Source organism: Qipengyuania marisflavi (genome assembly GCF_005884405.1).
Taxonomy (GTDB): Bacteria; Pseudomonadota; Alphaproteobacteria; order Sphingomonadales; family Sphingomonadaceae; genus Qipengyuania; species Qipengyuania marisflavi.
The window spans coordinates 41,389-55,114 of the sequence record NZ_VCAO01000001.1; the positions used below are offsets into that span (position 1 = coordinate 41,389).

19 protein-coding genes are annotated in these 13,726 nt (G+C 60.8%); 8 read left to right on the forward strand and 11 right to left on the reverse strand.

Features of this window, described 5'->3' with window-relative positions; all coding sequences use genetic code 11:
* Positions 1–70: 70 nt before the first annotated feature.
* From FEV51_RS00190 to FEV51_RS00230, 9 genes are all read right to left on the reverse strand, one after another.
* A complete protein-coding gene (locus tag FEV51_RS00190; RefSeq protein WP_086438289.1) occupies positions 71–775 on the reverse strand; it encodes an NAD(P)-dependent oxidoreductase in 705 nt (234 codons plus the stop codon).
* 92 nt (positions 776–867) lie between these two features.
* Positions 868–1,356 carry a DUF6692 family protein gene (locus FEV51_RS00195; protein WP_007163850.1) on the reverse strand — a complete coding sequence of 163 codons (489 nt, stop codon included), beginning with the start codon at positions 1,354–1,356 and terminating at the stop codon, positions 868–870.
* Positions 1,353–1,880 carry a DUF305 domain-containing protein gene (locus FEV51_RS00200; protein ID WP_007163851.1) on the reverse strand — a complete coding sequence of 176 codons (528 nt, stop codon included), beginning with the start codon at positions 1,878–1,880 and terminating at the stop codon, positions 1,353–1,355. The genes FEV51_RS00195 and FEV51_RS00200 overlap by 4 nt, the downstream gene beginning before the upstream one ends.
* Entirely contained in the window at positions 1,877–2,290 is a 414-nt protein-coding gene (locus FEV51_RS00205; RefSeq protein WP_007163852.1) for a potassium channel family protein, read from the reverse strand. Before FEV51_RS00205 ends, FEV51_RS00200 begins: the two co-directional genes overlap by 4 nt.
* Entirely contained in the window at positions 2,287–3,036 is a 750-nt protein-coding gene (locus FEV51_RS00210) for a glutaredoxin family protein (RefSeq protein WP_090480206.1), read from the reverse strand. Before FEV51_RS00210 ends, FEV51_RS00205 begins: the two co-directional genes overlap by 4 nt.
* Positions 3,037–3,148: 112 nt before the next feature.
* Positions 3,149–4,501 (reverse strand): APC family permease, encoded by a 1,353-nt coding sequence (locus tag FEV51_RS00215; protein ID WP_007163854.1) that lies wholly within the window; start codon positions 4,499–4,501, stop codon positions 3,149–3,151.
* A 212-nt stretch (positions 4,502–4,713) separates the two neighbouring features.
* Positions 4,714–4,989, reverse strand: coding sequence for a hypothetical protein (locus FEV51_RS00220; protein ID WP_007163855.1), 276 nt, complete (start codon positions 4,987–4,989; stop codon positions 4,714–4,716).
* 44 nt (positions 4,990–5,033) lie between these two features.
* On the reverse strand, positions 5,034–5,501 hold the full coding sequence (locus tag FEV51_RS00225) for a DUF411 domain-containing protein (RefSeq protein WP_007163856.1): 468 nt from the start codon (positions 5,499–5,501) through the stop codon (positions 5,034–5,036).
* Positions 5,498–6,184: a class I SAM-dependent methyltransferase gene (locus tag FEV51_RS00230; RefSeq protein WP_086438291.1), complete on the reverse strand. Its 687-nt coding sequence runs from the start codon at positions 6,182–6,184 to the stop codon at positions 5,498–5,500. Before FEV51_RS00230 ends, FEV51_RS00225 begins: the two co-directional genes overlap by 4 nt.
* Before the next feature lie 148 nt (positions 6,185–6,332).
* Here FEV51_RS00230 and FEV51_RS00235 point away from each other — a divergent pair, with 148 nt between their 5' ends.
* From FEV51_RS00235 to FEV51_RS00265, 7 genes are all read left to right on the forward strand, one after another.
* On the forward strand, positions 6,333–6,629 hold the full coding sequence (locus FEV51_RS00235; RefSeq protein ID WP_007163858.1) for a hypothetical protein: 297 nt from the start codon (positions 6,333–6,335) through the stop codon (positions 6,627–6,629).
* 3 nt (positions 6,630–6,632) lie between these two features.
* Entirely contained in the window at positions 6,633–7,067 is a 435-nt protein-coding gene (locus FEV51_RS00240) for a periplasmic heavy metal sensor (protein WP_138615246.1), read from the forward strand.
* A gap of 15 nt (positions 7,068–7,082) precedes the next feature.
* Positions 7,083–7,640 carry an RNA polymerase sigma factor gene (locus FEV51_RS00245; RefSeq protein WP_371876727.1) on the forward strand — a complete coding sequence of 186 codons (558 nt, stop codon included), beginning with the start codon at positions 7,083–7,085 and terminating at the stop codon, positions 7,638–7,640.
* Positions 7,641–7,688: 48 nt separating this feature from the next.
* Positions 7,689–9,539 (forward strand): copper resistance system multicopper oxidase, encoded by a 1,851-nt coding sequence (locus FEV51_RS00250; protein ID WP_138615247.1) that lies wholly within the window; start codon positions 7,689–7,691, stop codon positions 9,537–9,539.
* Positions 9,536–10,852, forward strand: a complete 1,317-nt coding sequence (locus tag FEV51_RS00255) for a copper resistance protein B (protein WP_007163862.1) — start codon at positions 9,536–9,538, stop codon at positions 10,850–10,852. The genes FEV51_RS00250 and FEV51_RS00255 overlap by 4 nt, the downstream gene beginning before the upstream one ends.
* Positions 10,853–10,970: 118 nt before the next feature.
* Positions 10,971–11,429 (forward strand): YybH family protein, encoded by a 459-nt coding sequence (locus FEV51_RS00260; protein WP_246034374.1) that lies wholly within the window; start codon positions 10,971–10,973, stop codon positions 11,427–11,429.
* Between the two features lie 20 nt (positions 11,430–11,449).
* The gene (locus tag FEV51_RS00265; RefSeq protein WP_246034375.1) at positions 11,450–12,184 is read left to right on the forward strand and encodes a PepSY domain-containing protein; all 735 of its coding nucleotides are present in this window, start codon (positions 11,450–11,452) and stop codon (positions 12,182–12,184) included.
* Between the two features lie 13 nt (positions 12,185–12,197).
* Here the strand turns inward: FEV51_RS00265 and FEV51_RS00270 are convergent, their stop codons facing one another.
* Both FEV51_RS00270 and FEV51_RS00275 read right to left on the reverse strand, forming a co-directional pair.
* Positions 12,198–12,704 (reverse strand): hypothetical protein, encoded by a 507-nt coding sequence (locus FEV51_RS00270; RefSeq protein WP_246034376.1) that lies wholly within the window; start codon positions 12,702–12,704, stop codon positions 12,198–12,200.
* Between the two features lie 27 nt (positions 12,705–12,731).
* Positions 12,732–13,019: a hypothetical protein gene (locus tag FEV51_RS00275; RefSeq protein ID WP_007163866.1), complete on the reverse strand. Its 288-nt coding sequence runs from the start codon at positions 13,017–13,019 to the stop codon at positions 12,732–12,734.
* A gap of 223 nt (positions 13,020–13,242) precedes the next feature.
* Between FEV51_RS00275 and FEV51_RS00280 the strand changes: the two genes are divergently transcribed.
* Complete coding sequence (locus FEV51_RS00280; RefSeq protein WP_232725746.1) at positions 13,243–13,632, forward strand: hypothetical protein; 390 nt, start codon at positions 13,243–13,245, stop codon at positions 13,630–13,632.
* Positions 13,633–13,726: the final 94 nt, after the last annotated feature.

Below are 13,726 nucleotides of genomic sequence, written 5' to 3' on the forward strand. Positions count from 1 at the left end.
AATTTTCCTTATCTGTTGCTCAAAACTTGTAACGTTCGGGCTTGTTACAGAACGATAAATGATACGACGCTCAATCGATACCGAGTTCGGCCTTGATGGCACCAGGACTTTCGAAACGTTCGGCTTCGGGCCTGCCGATGGCAGGCTTTGCGTTGATCCAGGTGTCTTCGCACACGAATTCAAGCAGGCTCGCCGCGAGATCAGCATGACGGCACCGGAAACAGCCTTCCGCCAGCCGCTCGTCCGTAATCACGGCGTCGCCAGTGTAAGGCTCATCCAGCAGCCAGCCCGGCCGTGCGGCCGTCCATTTAATACCTTGGGCGTCGCTGAGCATCACTTCCATGGAGCGCATCTGCTCGAGTATATTGAACAATGCAGGCTTGGCAGTGAGTTCAAACCAGGCCGGGACGCTCGACTGATGTTCGACGAAGGCAGCGGAGATTACGGCAATGCGGTCGATCTTCGCTTGTGCCATCGCCTCGAGCAGGTTGCGCGTGCCATCGGTATAGAGCGGCGGTGGATCGATCGCATTGCCCGGACCGAAAGCGACACCGAGGGTCGAGATAACCGCGCGGCAGCCATCGAGATCGCCCGCGAAATTATCCGACAGCACATCGCATTCGATATATTCGAAGTCGCCCACCCGCTCGCCTGGCCCAGGCACGGTGTGTTCAAAGGCGCGGATCGGTATGTCTCGGGCAATGGCACGCCTCAAGAGCTCGGTGCCGGTCTTCCCGCCTGCGCCGAAGACAGCGATGGGCCTCGTATCGGTCATCTGCTTGTTCCTGTAAAAATGGTGAGGGCGACGAAGGGCGGAGGCGCGGGCGCTTGGGTTAGCCGACGGCCCGCCCATGCGCCCTGCCAGTATCAGGCTCCGTCGGCCGGACAGGTGGTATAACCCCAAAAGCCGAACTCATCCTTGGCTCTTGGTGCTGCCACGATCATCTCCTGCATTTGCAGGCCCGCATCGCCTTCATCATCCAGCATGCGGGTTTTGATCCGAAGCTCGCCGTTCGCATAGCTGCCAGGGCCATCGGCGGTCACGGGGATCAATTTGCCATTGATCTTGATCGCTCCGCCCCCGTCACCGTCATAGACAAACGAGGGAAAGGCCACTTCGGTCAGGCGGAACTGGCAGGCCTGTCCTGCGCCCAGAGCAGCAAGGTCCGCGTCATTCATGGTCCCGGGAAGCATGAGGCCCGGGTCAACATTTGCCAGTGCACTGGCCGCGTCCTCGATCGGCGCGGCAGTGGCAGGCGGGTCGAGCTGGGCTTCGCGGTCGTTGCCCGGAGCGGTGTTCGAATTGCAGGCGGCAAGCGGCAGCGCGATGAGCGCCGTGAAAGCTATCTTGTTCATGGCTGCATCTCCTCGGGCAGGCGTTCTTCGGTTCGAGGACCGTTCTGCTCGATATCGTCTATGAGGTATTTCATCTCGGCGATTTCGCGGCGCTGTGCGACAATGATGGCCTGCGCGAGTTCGCGCACGCGAGGATCTTTCAGGCTCGCGCGTTCGCTGGTCATGATCGCGATTGAGTGGTGCGGGATCATTGCTGCCATATATTCGGTATCGTCAACGGTGGTCTGGCTGCGCACCAGCCATAGTGCGAGCGCGAACACAAAGGCCCCGACGCCCAGGATGATCAAGTTCTTGGTCCGGTCCTTGTACATGCCCCACATGAAGAGCAGCATGACAACCATCATCATCGCGCCCATGACGAACATCATCCAGAAGCGCGTTTCGCTCCAGAAAAGATCATCGACGGTAAAGGTGTTGGCATACATCAGGAAGAACATGATCACGGTCGAGGTCGACACCATGGCCATGAATCGCCAGTAGCTGCCGCCCCCTCCCTTGTCCGAGTGGGAGGTCTTTTCGGTCATGCTTTTTCTCCTTTTTGCATCATGGTCCAGAATAGCTGCGCCGAGCAGCTGATGAGAGCGAAGCCGGTAAGGGCCTCGACGCCGGCGAGAACTCTCAGGTGCTCGGTCGGATAAATGTCGCCCAGGCCCAGTGTGGTCACGTTGATGAGCGAGAAATAGAAGTAGTCCATCCAGTCCATGGAAGGCGCCTTGTCGAACCCTCCCAGGCCCCATTGCGCGCCCAGCCAGAAACCTGCGGCAAAAAGGATCGCGACCAGGAAATGCGACGCGAGCACGAGTAGCGAGACTGCAAGCTTTCCCAGCGTATCGCGGCGGCGATCGAGAAGCCGGTGGCCGACACCCAGAATGGCAAGGTGGGAAGCGACGGCTGCAAGGAACAGAAAGACGGCGAGAAGGAGCGCGGTGATCATGCGAGAAGCTTCGCGCCCATCCACAGACCCATTCCGATCATGAACAGATTTTCGGTCAGCGAGACGAAGCCGAGCGGCACATTGCTGCCCCCACCGACGCAAGCGCATTTGAGCTCACGCTTGTCGATGTAGACAGCCTTGAAGACGCTGACAGTGCCGACGGTGCCAATGAACAATGCCAGCGGGGCCGAGAGCCAGGTCAGCGCGCCTGCGGTCATCAGAATGCCGGCAGCGGCTTCGCCGAACGGGTAGACGAAGCCATAGGGCACCCAGCGCCGTGCGAGCAGATCGTAGTTGAGGAACATTGTCGAGAAACTGCGCACGTCCTGAAGCTTCTGGACGGCGAGCAGGGTCATCGACAGGCTGACGAACCATTCCGCGGCCCGGACGGTGAACAGATCGTCAAAAAACGCCCAGCTCAGCCCTAGCGCGAGCAGCAGCGCGACCGCGAAAATCGCAATGACCGGCTGATAGCTGGTCTCGCCTTCCTCTGGCTGCGAACGGCTCTTGCCGAAGAACTCGCGGACATCGTCATAGCCGCCAATGCGCTTGTCTTCGATAAAGGTCTGCGGGGTGGTCTCGACGTTGTGCTTGTCCTTGAATGCGTCGGTTTCCTCCCTGCTGGTCAGGTGATGATCCTCGACCTCGAAGCCTTGCCGTGTGAGGAGATCGACCGTCTTGATGCCATAGGGACAGACATGGTCCTCCATGACCATACGGTAGACCGCCGCTGTTCGGGTCGTCATGAATCGCTCCATCTGTTTTGCCTGACGTTTCTCGTGCTCAACGCCGGTTTTCGGTGAACGGTTTCGAAAAAGCCCGGCGTAAAAGCGGCAAAGCTGGTTGAAGAAGGTGCCATCACCTTTTCTCTCCTGACCCATCATCTTCAGGAGATGCGGGCGCTTCGGAATTGCGCGAGAGGTAGATCCATTCTCCCACGAAGACTGCGACGATGCCGATCGCCGCGTAGGCGACAACGGCAGGATCGCTGCGCAATTTGGCCGCGGTAAAGGCTGCGAGGACCACGCCATCTGCCGCGAGCGCTGTCAGAAGTATTGTTGCGCGCGCGCCGACTTCCTTGCGCAGGTGGCGCAGGACGCCCCAGTGAACCAGCATATCCATGACGAGGTAGAAGAAGGCGCCCAGCGAGGCGATCCTTGACAGATCGAACAGGACCGCAAGCGTCCCGGCAATGACCACCGTATAGACCAGCATGTGGCTGCGAATCCCGCCGCTCATGCCGAAATGGCTGTGCGGGATCATCTTCATGTCGGTCAGCATCGCAAGCATGCGCGACACGGCAAATACGCTCGCTATCACGCCCGAAGTGGTGGCGGCGATCGCGATCGCCACGGTGAAATAGAAGCCCAGTTCTCCCAGCGCCGGACGCGCCGCAGCCGCGAGCGAATAATCGCGCGCCTCGACGATCTCGGATATGCTCAGGCTCGAACCCACCGCCACTGCGACAAGCAGATAGATCACGATGCAGACGGCTATCGAGATCATGATGGTTCGGCCGACATTCTTGTGCGGGTCAACGATTTCGCCGCCGCTATTGGTAATCGTGGTGAAGCCTTTGAAGGCGAGGATCGAGAAAGCAACCGAGGCGAGCAGGGCTTCTGCATTGGTCAGCGAAACGGACTGCGAAAATGCGCCTGATGAAAATCCGCTGGCCCAGATCGCCGCGACTGCGAACAGCGCGATACCGCCGATCTTGATGGCGGACATGATGAGCGAGAAGCCGCTTACCGACTTGTTGCCCGCTGCATTGACGAGATAGGCGAAGATGATGAGTGCAAGCGCTGCCAGCGAAACGAGCCACCCGCTGCTTTCGAGGCCAAACGGGCGCAGCGCGTAAGTCGCAAAGGTGCGGGCCACGAGGCTTTCATTGATGACCATCGACAGAGCCATCAGGAGCGATGCCGACGCGGCAATGACGCCGGGTCCGTAGGCCTTCTGCAAGATCATCGCGATGCCGCCCGAAGACGGCCATTTGTTCGACATCTTGATATAGCTGTAGGCCGCCAGCGAAGTTACCAGCGCGCCGGCGATGAAAGACAGGGGGAAGAGCGGACCGGCGAGCTCGGCGATCTGCCCGGTCAGCGCGAATATGCCGGCACCGATCATGACGCCGGTACCCATCGCAACGCCGCCCAGCAGGGTTATCGAGCCAGCCGTTTCGCTTTGATTCTCGTGCTCATGGTCTTGCAAGACTTTCCCCTGTCGATGGTCTCCCGTGAAAGAAAGATTATGTCGACCAGTACGTTCGCCCTTGCCGCGTCCCTCAAAAAACTTTCAGGACAAAGCCGGAGAGTTGCGTTTTGCTCGGGGCGCTCGAGCAAATTGCGGCCTAAAGCGGACTGCCTGCGCGACCGAAAAACGCTCCGCGAGTTTCAAGGCAAGCGGCCATCGCCGCCGATCTGCTACGTCCTGAATCGGTTCCGGAAAAATCGCAGCATTGGCACCCCAATGATCGCGATGTACCAACCGTACAAAAAGCTGCCGAGAGCGCCTGCCAGAAAGCCCGAGATGGTCAGCCATTCGAACCCGGGAAGCAGCGGCGCCCACGCTTCGTGCATATGCGCCTGTTCGGGCGCGAGCAGGCCGAAACCGATGCAGATCAGGTAGCTGAAAAGCAGGAAGAGGCTGAGTGTCCAGCCCCATATCAGTATTGAGGTTTTGACCGAATAGTCTGACATGATGGTCCTCCGTTAGAGTTGGCGCTGAGATGGCTTGTCCATGGTCACGGGTAGGATGCGAAAACGCGCTGCCCGCCTGAGCCGAAGGCGATGACATCATACGGCTGCACCCGGTCCCCGGCTTCCATTCCGGGCGAGCCAAGCGGCATTCCGGGCACAGCCAGGCCTGCCACGCCTTCGGGGCTTTCGCGTAATAGTTTCGCGATGGCATCGGCGGGCACGTGGCCTTCGATGATATAGCCATCGACTTCCATCGTGTGGCACGACCACAGATCCTGCGACACACCCCTGGCTGTCTTGAGCGCAGCCATGTCGTCGGTGTCGACCGAGGCGACCTCTGCTTCGAGTCCGTGTTCTACGTGACCGGCCCAATTGAGACAGCAGCCGCACCCTGCGTCGCGGAACATGGTGTAGGTCGCGGCCTGGGCCGCATTCGAGCAGGCTGCAATGGCGAGGAGGAGCGAGGCCGCCAGCGAACGGCGTAGCGGTCTCGAATCTTTCATGAGGTTCATTGAGCATTGCCTTTCTTGATGCCGCGCCAGAGAGAAATGGTTCCGGTCGCGGTATGGATACGATCGAGCAATTCGGCGTCCGCGAAAATCTCGGCGAGCAATTTCTCGACGGCTCCGTCGGCGCTCGGCTGGGTGTCCTTGACGCCGTCGAGAAGCTGAACGCTCGAACGGAACAGCGCGCGCATGAGTGGAGCATCCTGCCGCATATAGTCGGCAATCAGCGCCATGCCCCCGGGGGCGAGCAGGTTCTCGATCTGGTCGAGGATCGCGCGCTTTTGCGATACGGGGACCTGGTGAAGGACGAGGCTGCTGACGATCTTGTTTGGCCGCCAGCCGTCGGAAAGCTCGAGACTATCGAGAAAGCCGTTGTGCCACCGGACCATATCGGCTCCGGCACCGAACTTGCGCTGCGCGATAGCCAGCGCTGCGGGGTCGGGCTCAACGCCGATGAAGCCGGCTTCGGGGCAGTTGGCCATCAGCGCCCTGAGCAAGGTCCCGGTGCCGCACCCGACATCGATGACCTTGTCGCCGGGCAGCAATGCGGCCTTTTCGACGATTGCGCGGCGCCACCGTCTCTCGCGCGTAAAGACTGCGATCGCGCGATCATAGAACGGCGTGAGCCAGCTTTTGCCCAGCGGCGGAGTGAACTCGCGCTCTTTTGGCGGAACTGCCGCGCTTTTCATGCCATGGCTCCTATTCGACGCTGGTACTTGCCGCTGTTGCTTGACTTACTCCTCTTACGCGTCGCCGACCCGCACCCCTCAAAAAAGAAACTTGAGGGTTTGCGCGAAGCATCGCGTATAGGAACCGTGCAACCGACAGGAGCAAGGGATGCGTGACAATCAGACACTCGATGCGATGCTCGGCACCATGGCCTCGCAGAAGGCTGGCGACGTGCCGCCCGACTTCATGAACGGCGTCTGGCAGCGCGCAGGGCAGCTGGGGGAAATTGCCGATCAGCGGCGCAGAATGGCCTTGTTCGCCGGTCTGTTTGTCGTCGGCCTAACGGCAGGCGCAGGGACCAGCGGATGGCCGTCCGAAAACGGCGCTCCTACAGAAATTGTTGGCGAGAGCCTCGTTGGCGGAGAATCCCTGTCACCCGCTGCATTGCTTCATGTGGGGTCATAGACGTTGAAGAAGTTTCACCTTGTCCTTGCGGTCCTGCTGGCGGCGCTCGCCGGATGCCTAGGAGCGCTTGCCGCCGATCGCTGGGCCAACAACGATGCCGAGGGCGGCCTGCACCAGTTCGTGCACGATGAGCTGTCGCTCACGGCTGACCAGGAGCAGCGGCTCGATGCGCTCGAAGCGCGTTTCGCGGTAGAACAGGCAAGGCTCGAAGCCTCTGCGCGCGCAGCCAACGCCCAGCTCGCCCAGGCAATGGAAACCGAGCAAGAATACGGGCCCGAAGTCAGTGCCGCGATCGACGAGGTGCATGCGCGCATGGGCGATTTGCAAAAAGCGACCGTGCGCCACGTCTTCGACATGCGGGAAATTCTCGATTCCGATCAGCAGCTCCAGTTCGACCGGAAAGTGTCCGCGGCCCTCACGCGCGATCCGCGTGACTGACCAGCCTTGGCAGCGGTGGATGACACTTCGGATGAAGCTCTGATCGGGCGGGCGATAGCCGGTGACAAGCGGGCGTTCACAGCTCTCGTCGAGAGCGAGATCGCCCGGTTGATTGCGCTTGCCACGCGCATGCTGGGTTCACCATCGCGGGCCGAAGATGTCGTTCAGGACGGTCTCGCGTCGGTCTGGCTGACACGTCATCGCCTCGATCCGAGCAAGCCCATCGGTCCCTATTTGACGACAATCGTTCTCAACCGGTGCCGCGACAAGCTCCGCCGCAGGAAAGTTATTGGCTTCCTTGGTTTGCCGGATGGGCGGGAAGCCGACGCCGTTGCCGACGATGCCCCTAATCCCGAAAATGTTGCCGGAGCCCGCGAACAGCTGCGGCTGGTCCAGGCCGAAATCGGGCGCTTGCCGGTGCGCCTACAAGAGGCGCTCGTGCTGGTCACTGTCGAGGGGTACAGCCAGGCCGAGGCTGCCGAGCTGCTCGGCACCACCGAGAAAGCCGTCGAGACGCGCATCTATCGTGCGCGCAACCGGCTGAAGGAGCGGTTCGAAAAGTTTGAGGGGTAGGGCAGCTGACCGCGTATGTGACGGTATACGCATTTTCAGGAGCCCCCTATGCCTGCCCTCAATCGCCGAAGATTCCTTGGAACAAGTGCTAGCGGGCTGGGCCTGCTTGGTCTCTCCGGTGCCATGCCGGCCTGGGCGCGCGGCGCGGACATCCTTGCAGGAAACGCCCGCAAAGGGCTGGATGAAGTATCCGGGCCGAATATCGACCTCACTGTCGCGCGGTCTGCCTTTGCAACCGGCAACAGACGCGGCGGCGCCATCGCCGTCAACGGCACGATCCCCGGCCCGTTGTTGCGTTTGAAGGAAGGCACGACCGTCCGATTGAACGTCCATAACCAGCTCGAGGAAGACACCTCGATCCACTGGCACGGGCTGCTCGTGCCATTCGAACTCGACGGGGTGCCAGGTGTAAGCTTCCCCGGCGTCAAGCCCGGAGAGACCTTCACCGCTGAATTCCCGGTGCGCCAGTCGGGCACCTACTGGTGGCACTCGCATAGCGGCCTGCAGGAACAGGCCGGGCATTACGGCGCCATTGTGGTGGATCCGGCTGGACCCGATCCGGTCCAGGCGGACCGCGAATATATCGTGGTGCTCAGCGAATTCAGCGAAATGTCGCCCCACACGATTTTCGACAAGCTCAAGAAGGGCGAAGGCTACTTCAACTACAACATGAATACCTGGACCGACGACTATCCGCTTTCGGGCGAGGATCGCCGGATGTGGGCGAGAATGCGTATGATGCCGACCGACCTTAGCGATGTGTCGGCCCCAGCCTACACTTACCTGCTGAACGGTCATGGCCCGCTCGACAATCTGGAATATCTCTTCCGTCCGGGCGAGCGCGTGCGGCTGCGCTTCATCAATGCCGGGGCCATGACCTTCTTCAATATCCGCATTCCAGGCCTGCCGATGACCGTCGTTCAAGCCGACGGGCAGAACGTCGAGCCGGTCGAAGTGGACGAGTTCCAGATCGGCGTCGCGGAGACCTACGACGTCGTCGTGACGCCGGGTGAGCAGCAGGCGTACACATTGGTGGCCGAGTCGGTGGATAGGTCCGGAATGGGGATCGCAACGCTTGCGAGCGCGCCTGGCGCGCGCGCGGCCATTCCGCCGCTGCGCGATCCCCCGCTTCTGACCATGGCTGATATGGGCATGAGCGGTATGGACCACGGGGCTGGCAGCAACGATGCCGGTATGACCGGCATGGATCATGGCGCCGGCGGTATGGCCGGAATGGACCACGGATCGAGCGGAGCGGCTGGCGCGGATGGGATGTCCGGTATGGATGGCGGTTCGGCGGAGATGGCCGGAATGGCTGGCATGGCGGGAGGTATGCAGATGCGCGATACATCGCTCCTGCCTCCCGACGTGAAGGTCGGGCCCGGTCTCGACATGGTCTCGATGAACCCGGTCGACCGTATGGGCGACCCCGGCATCGGCCTTGCCGATGTCCCCCACCGCACCCTCGACTATCGCAAGCTCCGCTCGCTGACACCTCATCAGGAGGGGCGGACTCCCTCGCGGCGGATGGAAATCCATCTCACCGGGAACATGGAACGCTATATGTGGTCGTTCGACGGCAAGAAGTTCTCCGCCGTCTCCGACGAGCCGATCCGCTTTGCCTATAACGAACGCGTGCGTGTCAAATTGATAAACAACACGATGATGGCGCACCCGATCCACTTGCATGGGCACTTCTTCGAACTGGTTAACGGCGCACCTGCCGATCGTCAGCCGCTCAAGCACACGGTTAACGTGCAGCCGGGCGGCAGCGCGCAGTTCGACCTGACGGCGGACGAGCCGGGCGACTGGGCCTTCCACTGCCACCTTCTCTACCACATGCATGCCGGGATGTTTCAGATCGTCACTGTCGCCAATCCCGATGGGAGCGAAGCATGAAGATTCGTATTACCAGCCTGCTCGCATCGATCGCAGTCGGCTCAGTTCTCGCCTCCCCCGCTGCGGCGCAGCATGCCGGTCATTCGCCCGCGGAGCCGCAGCAGAGCGCCGAGGCGCAGGCTGACGCCAAGACAAAGTGCGAAGAAGAAGCCCAGCGCCATCGCGCGATGGGGCACCCGGTAGCCGAAGGAGCTTGCGAACCAGTGGCCCAGCCTGAAGTTGCCATGGATCATTCGACGATGGACCATTCGACTATGTCTCATGGTTCGACGACCGCTCAGGATGGTCATTCGGGCATGGCAATGCCGATGGACGCTGCCCGTCCGGAGACTACACCCGGGAGTCATGAAGGAATGGATCATGGCTCGATGCCGCATGGCACGCCTGCCGAAGGCGCGATGGATCATTCGCAGATGAACCAAGGCGACATGGGTCAGGCGGAAGCCAGCAACTCGTCGATGGACCATGGGCAGATGGATCACAGCCAGATGAACCATGGGCAGACGGGATCGCAGGATATGCAGGGCATGGACCATTCGGCGATGCAGATGGGCTCGAACGACGATATCCCGCTGCTGCCGCCTCCTCCCGAAGCCGGGAGCGGTCCCGCGCGCGCGGCGGTCGCGATCTGGGGCGAGGAAGCCATGAACGAAGCGCGGCGCGAACTTGTCCGCGAGACCGACGGCGGGATGCGCTTCTGGTTTCAGGGCGACCGGCTCGAATACCGCGCCCGCGAGGGAGTGGATGGATATCTTTGGGACATCCAGGGCTATTATGGTGGTGATATCGACAAGTTCTGGTTCAAATCCGAGGGCGAAGGCAGCTTCGGTGAGCCTGTCGAGGGAGCCGAAGTCCAGGCACTCTGGAGCCGGGCGATCGCTCCCTTTTTCGACCTACAGACAGGTGTGCGCCAGGATTTAACAGGACCCGAGCGCACCCATGCTGTCATTGGCATACAGGGCATTGCTCCCTACCAGTTCGAGGTCGACGTTGCAGCGTTCGTATCGAACAAGGGTGATGTAACCGCGCGCTTCGAGGGCGAGCTTGATCAGCGCATCACGCAGCGGCTGATCCTCCAGCCGCGAGCCGAAATCGCTCTTTCGGCTCAGGATATTCCCGAACTCGGCATTGGCGCTGGCCTCGACCGGATCGAGGCAGGTCTGCGTCTTCGCTACGAGTTCGCACGCGAATTCGCGCCCTATGTCGGCGTCTCCCAGGAGTGGCGGATCGGTCAGAGTGCCGATTTTGCACGCGCCGCAGGGGAAGACCCTAGCGTGACGAATTACGTCGTGGGCATGCGATTCTGGTTTTAAGAGAAGGAAATATACAATGAGGATAAGACTATCTCTAAGCGCGGTCGCCCTGGCCTTGGCTGCAGGCGGCACTCCCGCCCTGGCACAATCCATGGATCATTCCGCGCACTCGGACCCTATGGCTTCGACGCAGATGGACCATACGGAGCAGGGCATGAACCACGCCGAGCATATGGATGCGATGAATGATGACGTTGCGGAAGCCGAGGCGGTTCTGACATCATATCGGGATGCCCTGACGTCGCGCGATGCAGAGGCCATGGCCGCGCTGTTTGCCGAGGAATCCTTCGTTTACGAAAACGGCAAGGCGGAAGGCAGCTTCACGTATTACATGGAGCATCACCTGGGACCGGAACTCGATGCAATAACCAGCTTCACCTTCGGCGAACCGACGCTCGCAGTCACCCGGATGGGACATATGGCGTATGGCCGCGAATCGTACACCTATCGGATCGAACTGGCCGACGGCCGCGTGATCGACCGCGAAGGCGTTGCGACCTCGGTGCTTGCCCATGATGCGGATGGCTGGAAGATCGTTCAGTACCATTCGTCGTCACGAGCGCCGCGTAACAACTGATTTGATCGGGGGAACACCGATTGGCGACACGCTCTTTCAAGCTGCGTCTGCATGTGCTGGGCAGCAAGCTTCACAAATGGCTGGCAGTCTTTGTCGGCGTCCAGGTGCTTCTATGGATGGCCACCGGGGCGCTGATGTCGTTCCTCGACATCGAAGAGGTCCGGTCCGAACATGTCGTTTCGCGCGCACCGGAGGTTCTGCCCGCTAATGCTGCCATGCCCGAGTGGCTCGATAGCAGGGAGGGGGTGGTTTCCCTTGCGACGCGCGCGGTCGGCGGCAGGACAGTAACCGAGATCCGTCGGGACGATGAAAGCGTCTCGCTCCGCGACCCGAACAGCGGCGCTCTCCTTTCGCCTCTTTCGAGCGCGAGCGCACAGGCCATCGCTCGCCATGCTTGGACGGGGCCACCAACCACCATAGCGACCACGCGCCTCATCGAAGGTGCTGTCGGGACCGAATTCCGGGGTCCGTTCCCCGCGTGGCAGATTACCTATGGCGATGAGGACAATACCCGCGTCTACATCGATGCATCGAGCGGCTCGGTGCTCGCTGCCCGCAGCGACACCTGGCGTCTGTTCGATTTTATCTGGGGGCTGCATATCATGGACTGGACGCAGCGCGACCGCATCAACAGCTGGTGGCTGCTACTGTTCGGGATCGGCGGGACAATCATCGCGGTTTCGGGCTTTGTCCTGCTTGCCAACCGGTTTCCCAGGATCAGGCGGCGGGCGAAACATGTGCCGAATGCCCCCTGAAGCCGCTCCCAGTTTAATCAGGTTCGGCTCGGGCAAAGCGGACCAGAAGGATCGTTAGCGCGGGCACGATCGTCCACATCGCGATCGGGATCAGCGCCAGTCCCGTCACTGGCTCTTGCGGCATCAACTCGCTGTAGCGCCAGCTCAGGAAACTGTTTGCCGGAAGCGATGTGGCGATCATTTCGACGGCGATCGCGACGACAAGCCCGAAGCCGAAATAGATCGCATAGGGCATTTTGGCGGCTTGCCAGAGCCACGCGTGCCCGCCACGTAATCCTGCAAGGCTATAAGCTGTCAGCAGGATCACGCCATCGCCCAGGCTTGCAATGCCGCAGCGAATGGTCCGCTCGAAGGGTTCGAGATCACCCGGTTCGAAGAATGGCATCTGGAAAATCTCCCAGACGAACGCGATCAGGCTCCCGCAAATAAGGATCAGCCAATGGGTTCTGGTCATGTTGCAGGTACGCCCGAAAAATCTGCGCCAGCAAATAGCAAGCGGCCGGATTTCCACTTCCTGCATAGCGCCTTCGCTGCCCCAAAGCCCGGATCAGTCATGATTTTCGCGGCCCTCCGACTCGGCCATGCGAGCAGCGCGTTTGAGAAATTTCCGCATGTCACCTGCTGCCAGTTCGGTAAGCGGGTGCCGGCTCGCATCGGGGCGCGGTTCGATCATGTCCGCACGTTTCCTAATCTGTTCGATCTGTTCATCGCTCGCCCCGGACAAAAGGCCAAGAACTATGTTCTCGAGAGTAATGAGGCGAATGCGCATTTGCACCAGATCGGCATGATCGGGCTCCGGGATATCCCAGCTGCCGTTCTCATTGACCGTGCTCACGACTGCTTCTCCGACGGCTCTGCTGGCACCATGATACTCCCCATTCGTCGTTATCGGCTTCTCTCAAAAAGGTGGCCGAAAAACAGCACCGCTGCAACCGGCCGTGCTTCGGCCCACCAGCCCCACCGCTGCTGCGGATTGTTTGAGGGGAAGAGATGGCGGCTGCGTAAAGAGGATGACTGCACACAGCATCCACCGCAAGACCGACGAAAGGAAATCGACCATGAAACTGACAGTTCTAGCTTTCGCGCTCGCCACCGGCCTGGCAACCACCCCGGCAATGGCCCGGCAACAGCATGACCACGGGGATCAAGCGGCGGCGCAGCAGCAGTCACACGCTGGCCATATGATGCAGGATTCGGCGGCCATGACGGCCCACCGCGAGAAGATGGCTGAAATGCGCGCGCTGATGCAGCAGGCCCACGCGGCGAGCGATCCTGCCGAACGCCAAAGGCTTATGGCCGAACATCGTGCAAAAATGCAGGAACACATGGCGGGCATGATGCAGGGGGACAACGCCGATATGATGGCGGCCTGTCACCAGCACATGATGATGATGCATGACATGATGGAGCAGATGGCGGCTCACGAGAACATGGCGCAAGACGATTAGGAGGCGGTGGCCGGGCTCTCGCTTTGTGCCTGAGCCTGGCCACACTCTTACCAGGGCGCGGTGCAAGGCAGGAGGTCCGACCATCTCGTGAGTA

What these genes read in the sequence shown, in the direction of transcription:
- FEV51_RS00225 (WP_007163856.1), bottom strand. Translation starts at nt 5,501, where the DNA reads ATGAACCTCATGAAAGATTCGAGACCGCTACGCCGTTCGCTGGCGGCC.
- FEV51_RS00220 (WP_007163855.1), bottom strand. Translation starts at nt 4,989, where the DNA reads ATGTCAGACTATTCGGTCAAAACCTCAATACTGATATGGGGCTGGACA.
- FEV51_RS00230 (WP_086438291.1), bottom strand. Translation starts at nt 6,184, where the DNA reads ATGAAAAGCGCGGCAGTTCCGCCAAAAGAGCGCGAGTTCACTCCGCCG.
- FEV51_RS00235 (WP_007163858.1), top strand. Translation starts at nt 6,333, where the DNA reads ATGCGTGACAATCAGACACTCGATGCGATGCTCGGCACCATGGCCTCG.
- FEV51_RS00200 (WP_007163851.1), bottom strand. Translation starts at nt 1,880, where the DNA reads ATGACCGAAAAGACCTCCCACTCGGACAAGGGAGGGGGCGGCAGCTAC.
- FEV51_RS00210 (WP_090480206.1), bottom strand. Translation starts at nt 3,036, where the DNA reads ATGACGACCCGAACAGCGGCGGTCTACCGTATGGTCATGGAGGACCAT.
- FEV51_RS00280 (WP_232725746.1), top strand. Translation starts at nt 13,243, where the DNA reads ATGAAACTGACAGTTCTAGCTTTCGCGCTCGCCACCGGCCTGGCAACC.
- FEV51_RS00205 (WP_007163852.1), bottom strand. Translation starts at nt 2,290, where the DNA reads ATGATCACCGCGCTCCTTCTCGCCGTCTTTCTGTTCCTTGCAGCCGTC.
- FEV51_RS00260 (WP_246034374.1), top strand. Translation starts at nt 10,971, where the DNA reads ATGGCTTCGACGCAGATGGACCATACGGAGCAGGGCATGAACCACGCC.
- FEV51_RS00250 (WP_138615247.1), top strand. Translation starts at nt 7,689, where the DNA reads ATGCCTGCCCTCAATCGCCGAAGATTCCTTGGAACAAGTGCTAGCGGG.
- FEV51_RS00195 (WP_007163850.1), bottom strand. Translation starts at nt 1,356, where the DNA reads ATGAACAAGATAGCTTTCACGGCGCTCATCGCGCTGCCGCTTGCCGCC.
- FEV51_RS00190 (WP_086438289.1), bottom strand. Translation starts at nt 775, where the DNA reads ATGACCGATACGAGGCCCATCGCTGTCTTCGGCGCAGGCGGGAAGACC.
- FEV51_RS00255 (WP_007163862.1), top strand. Translation starts at nt 9,536, where the DNA reads ATGAAGATTCGTATTACCAGCCTGCTCGCATCGATCGCAGTCGGCTCA.
- FEV51_RS00270 (WP_246034376.1), bottom strand. Translation starts at nt 12,704, where the DNA reads ATGCAGGAAGTGGAAATCCGGCCGCTTGCTATTTGCTGGCGCAGATTT.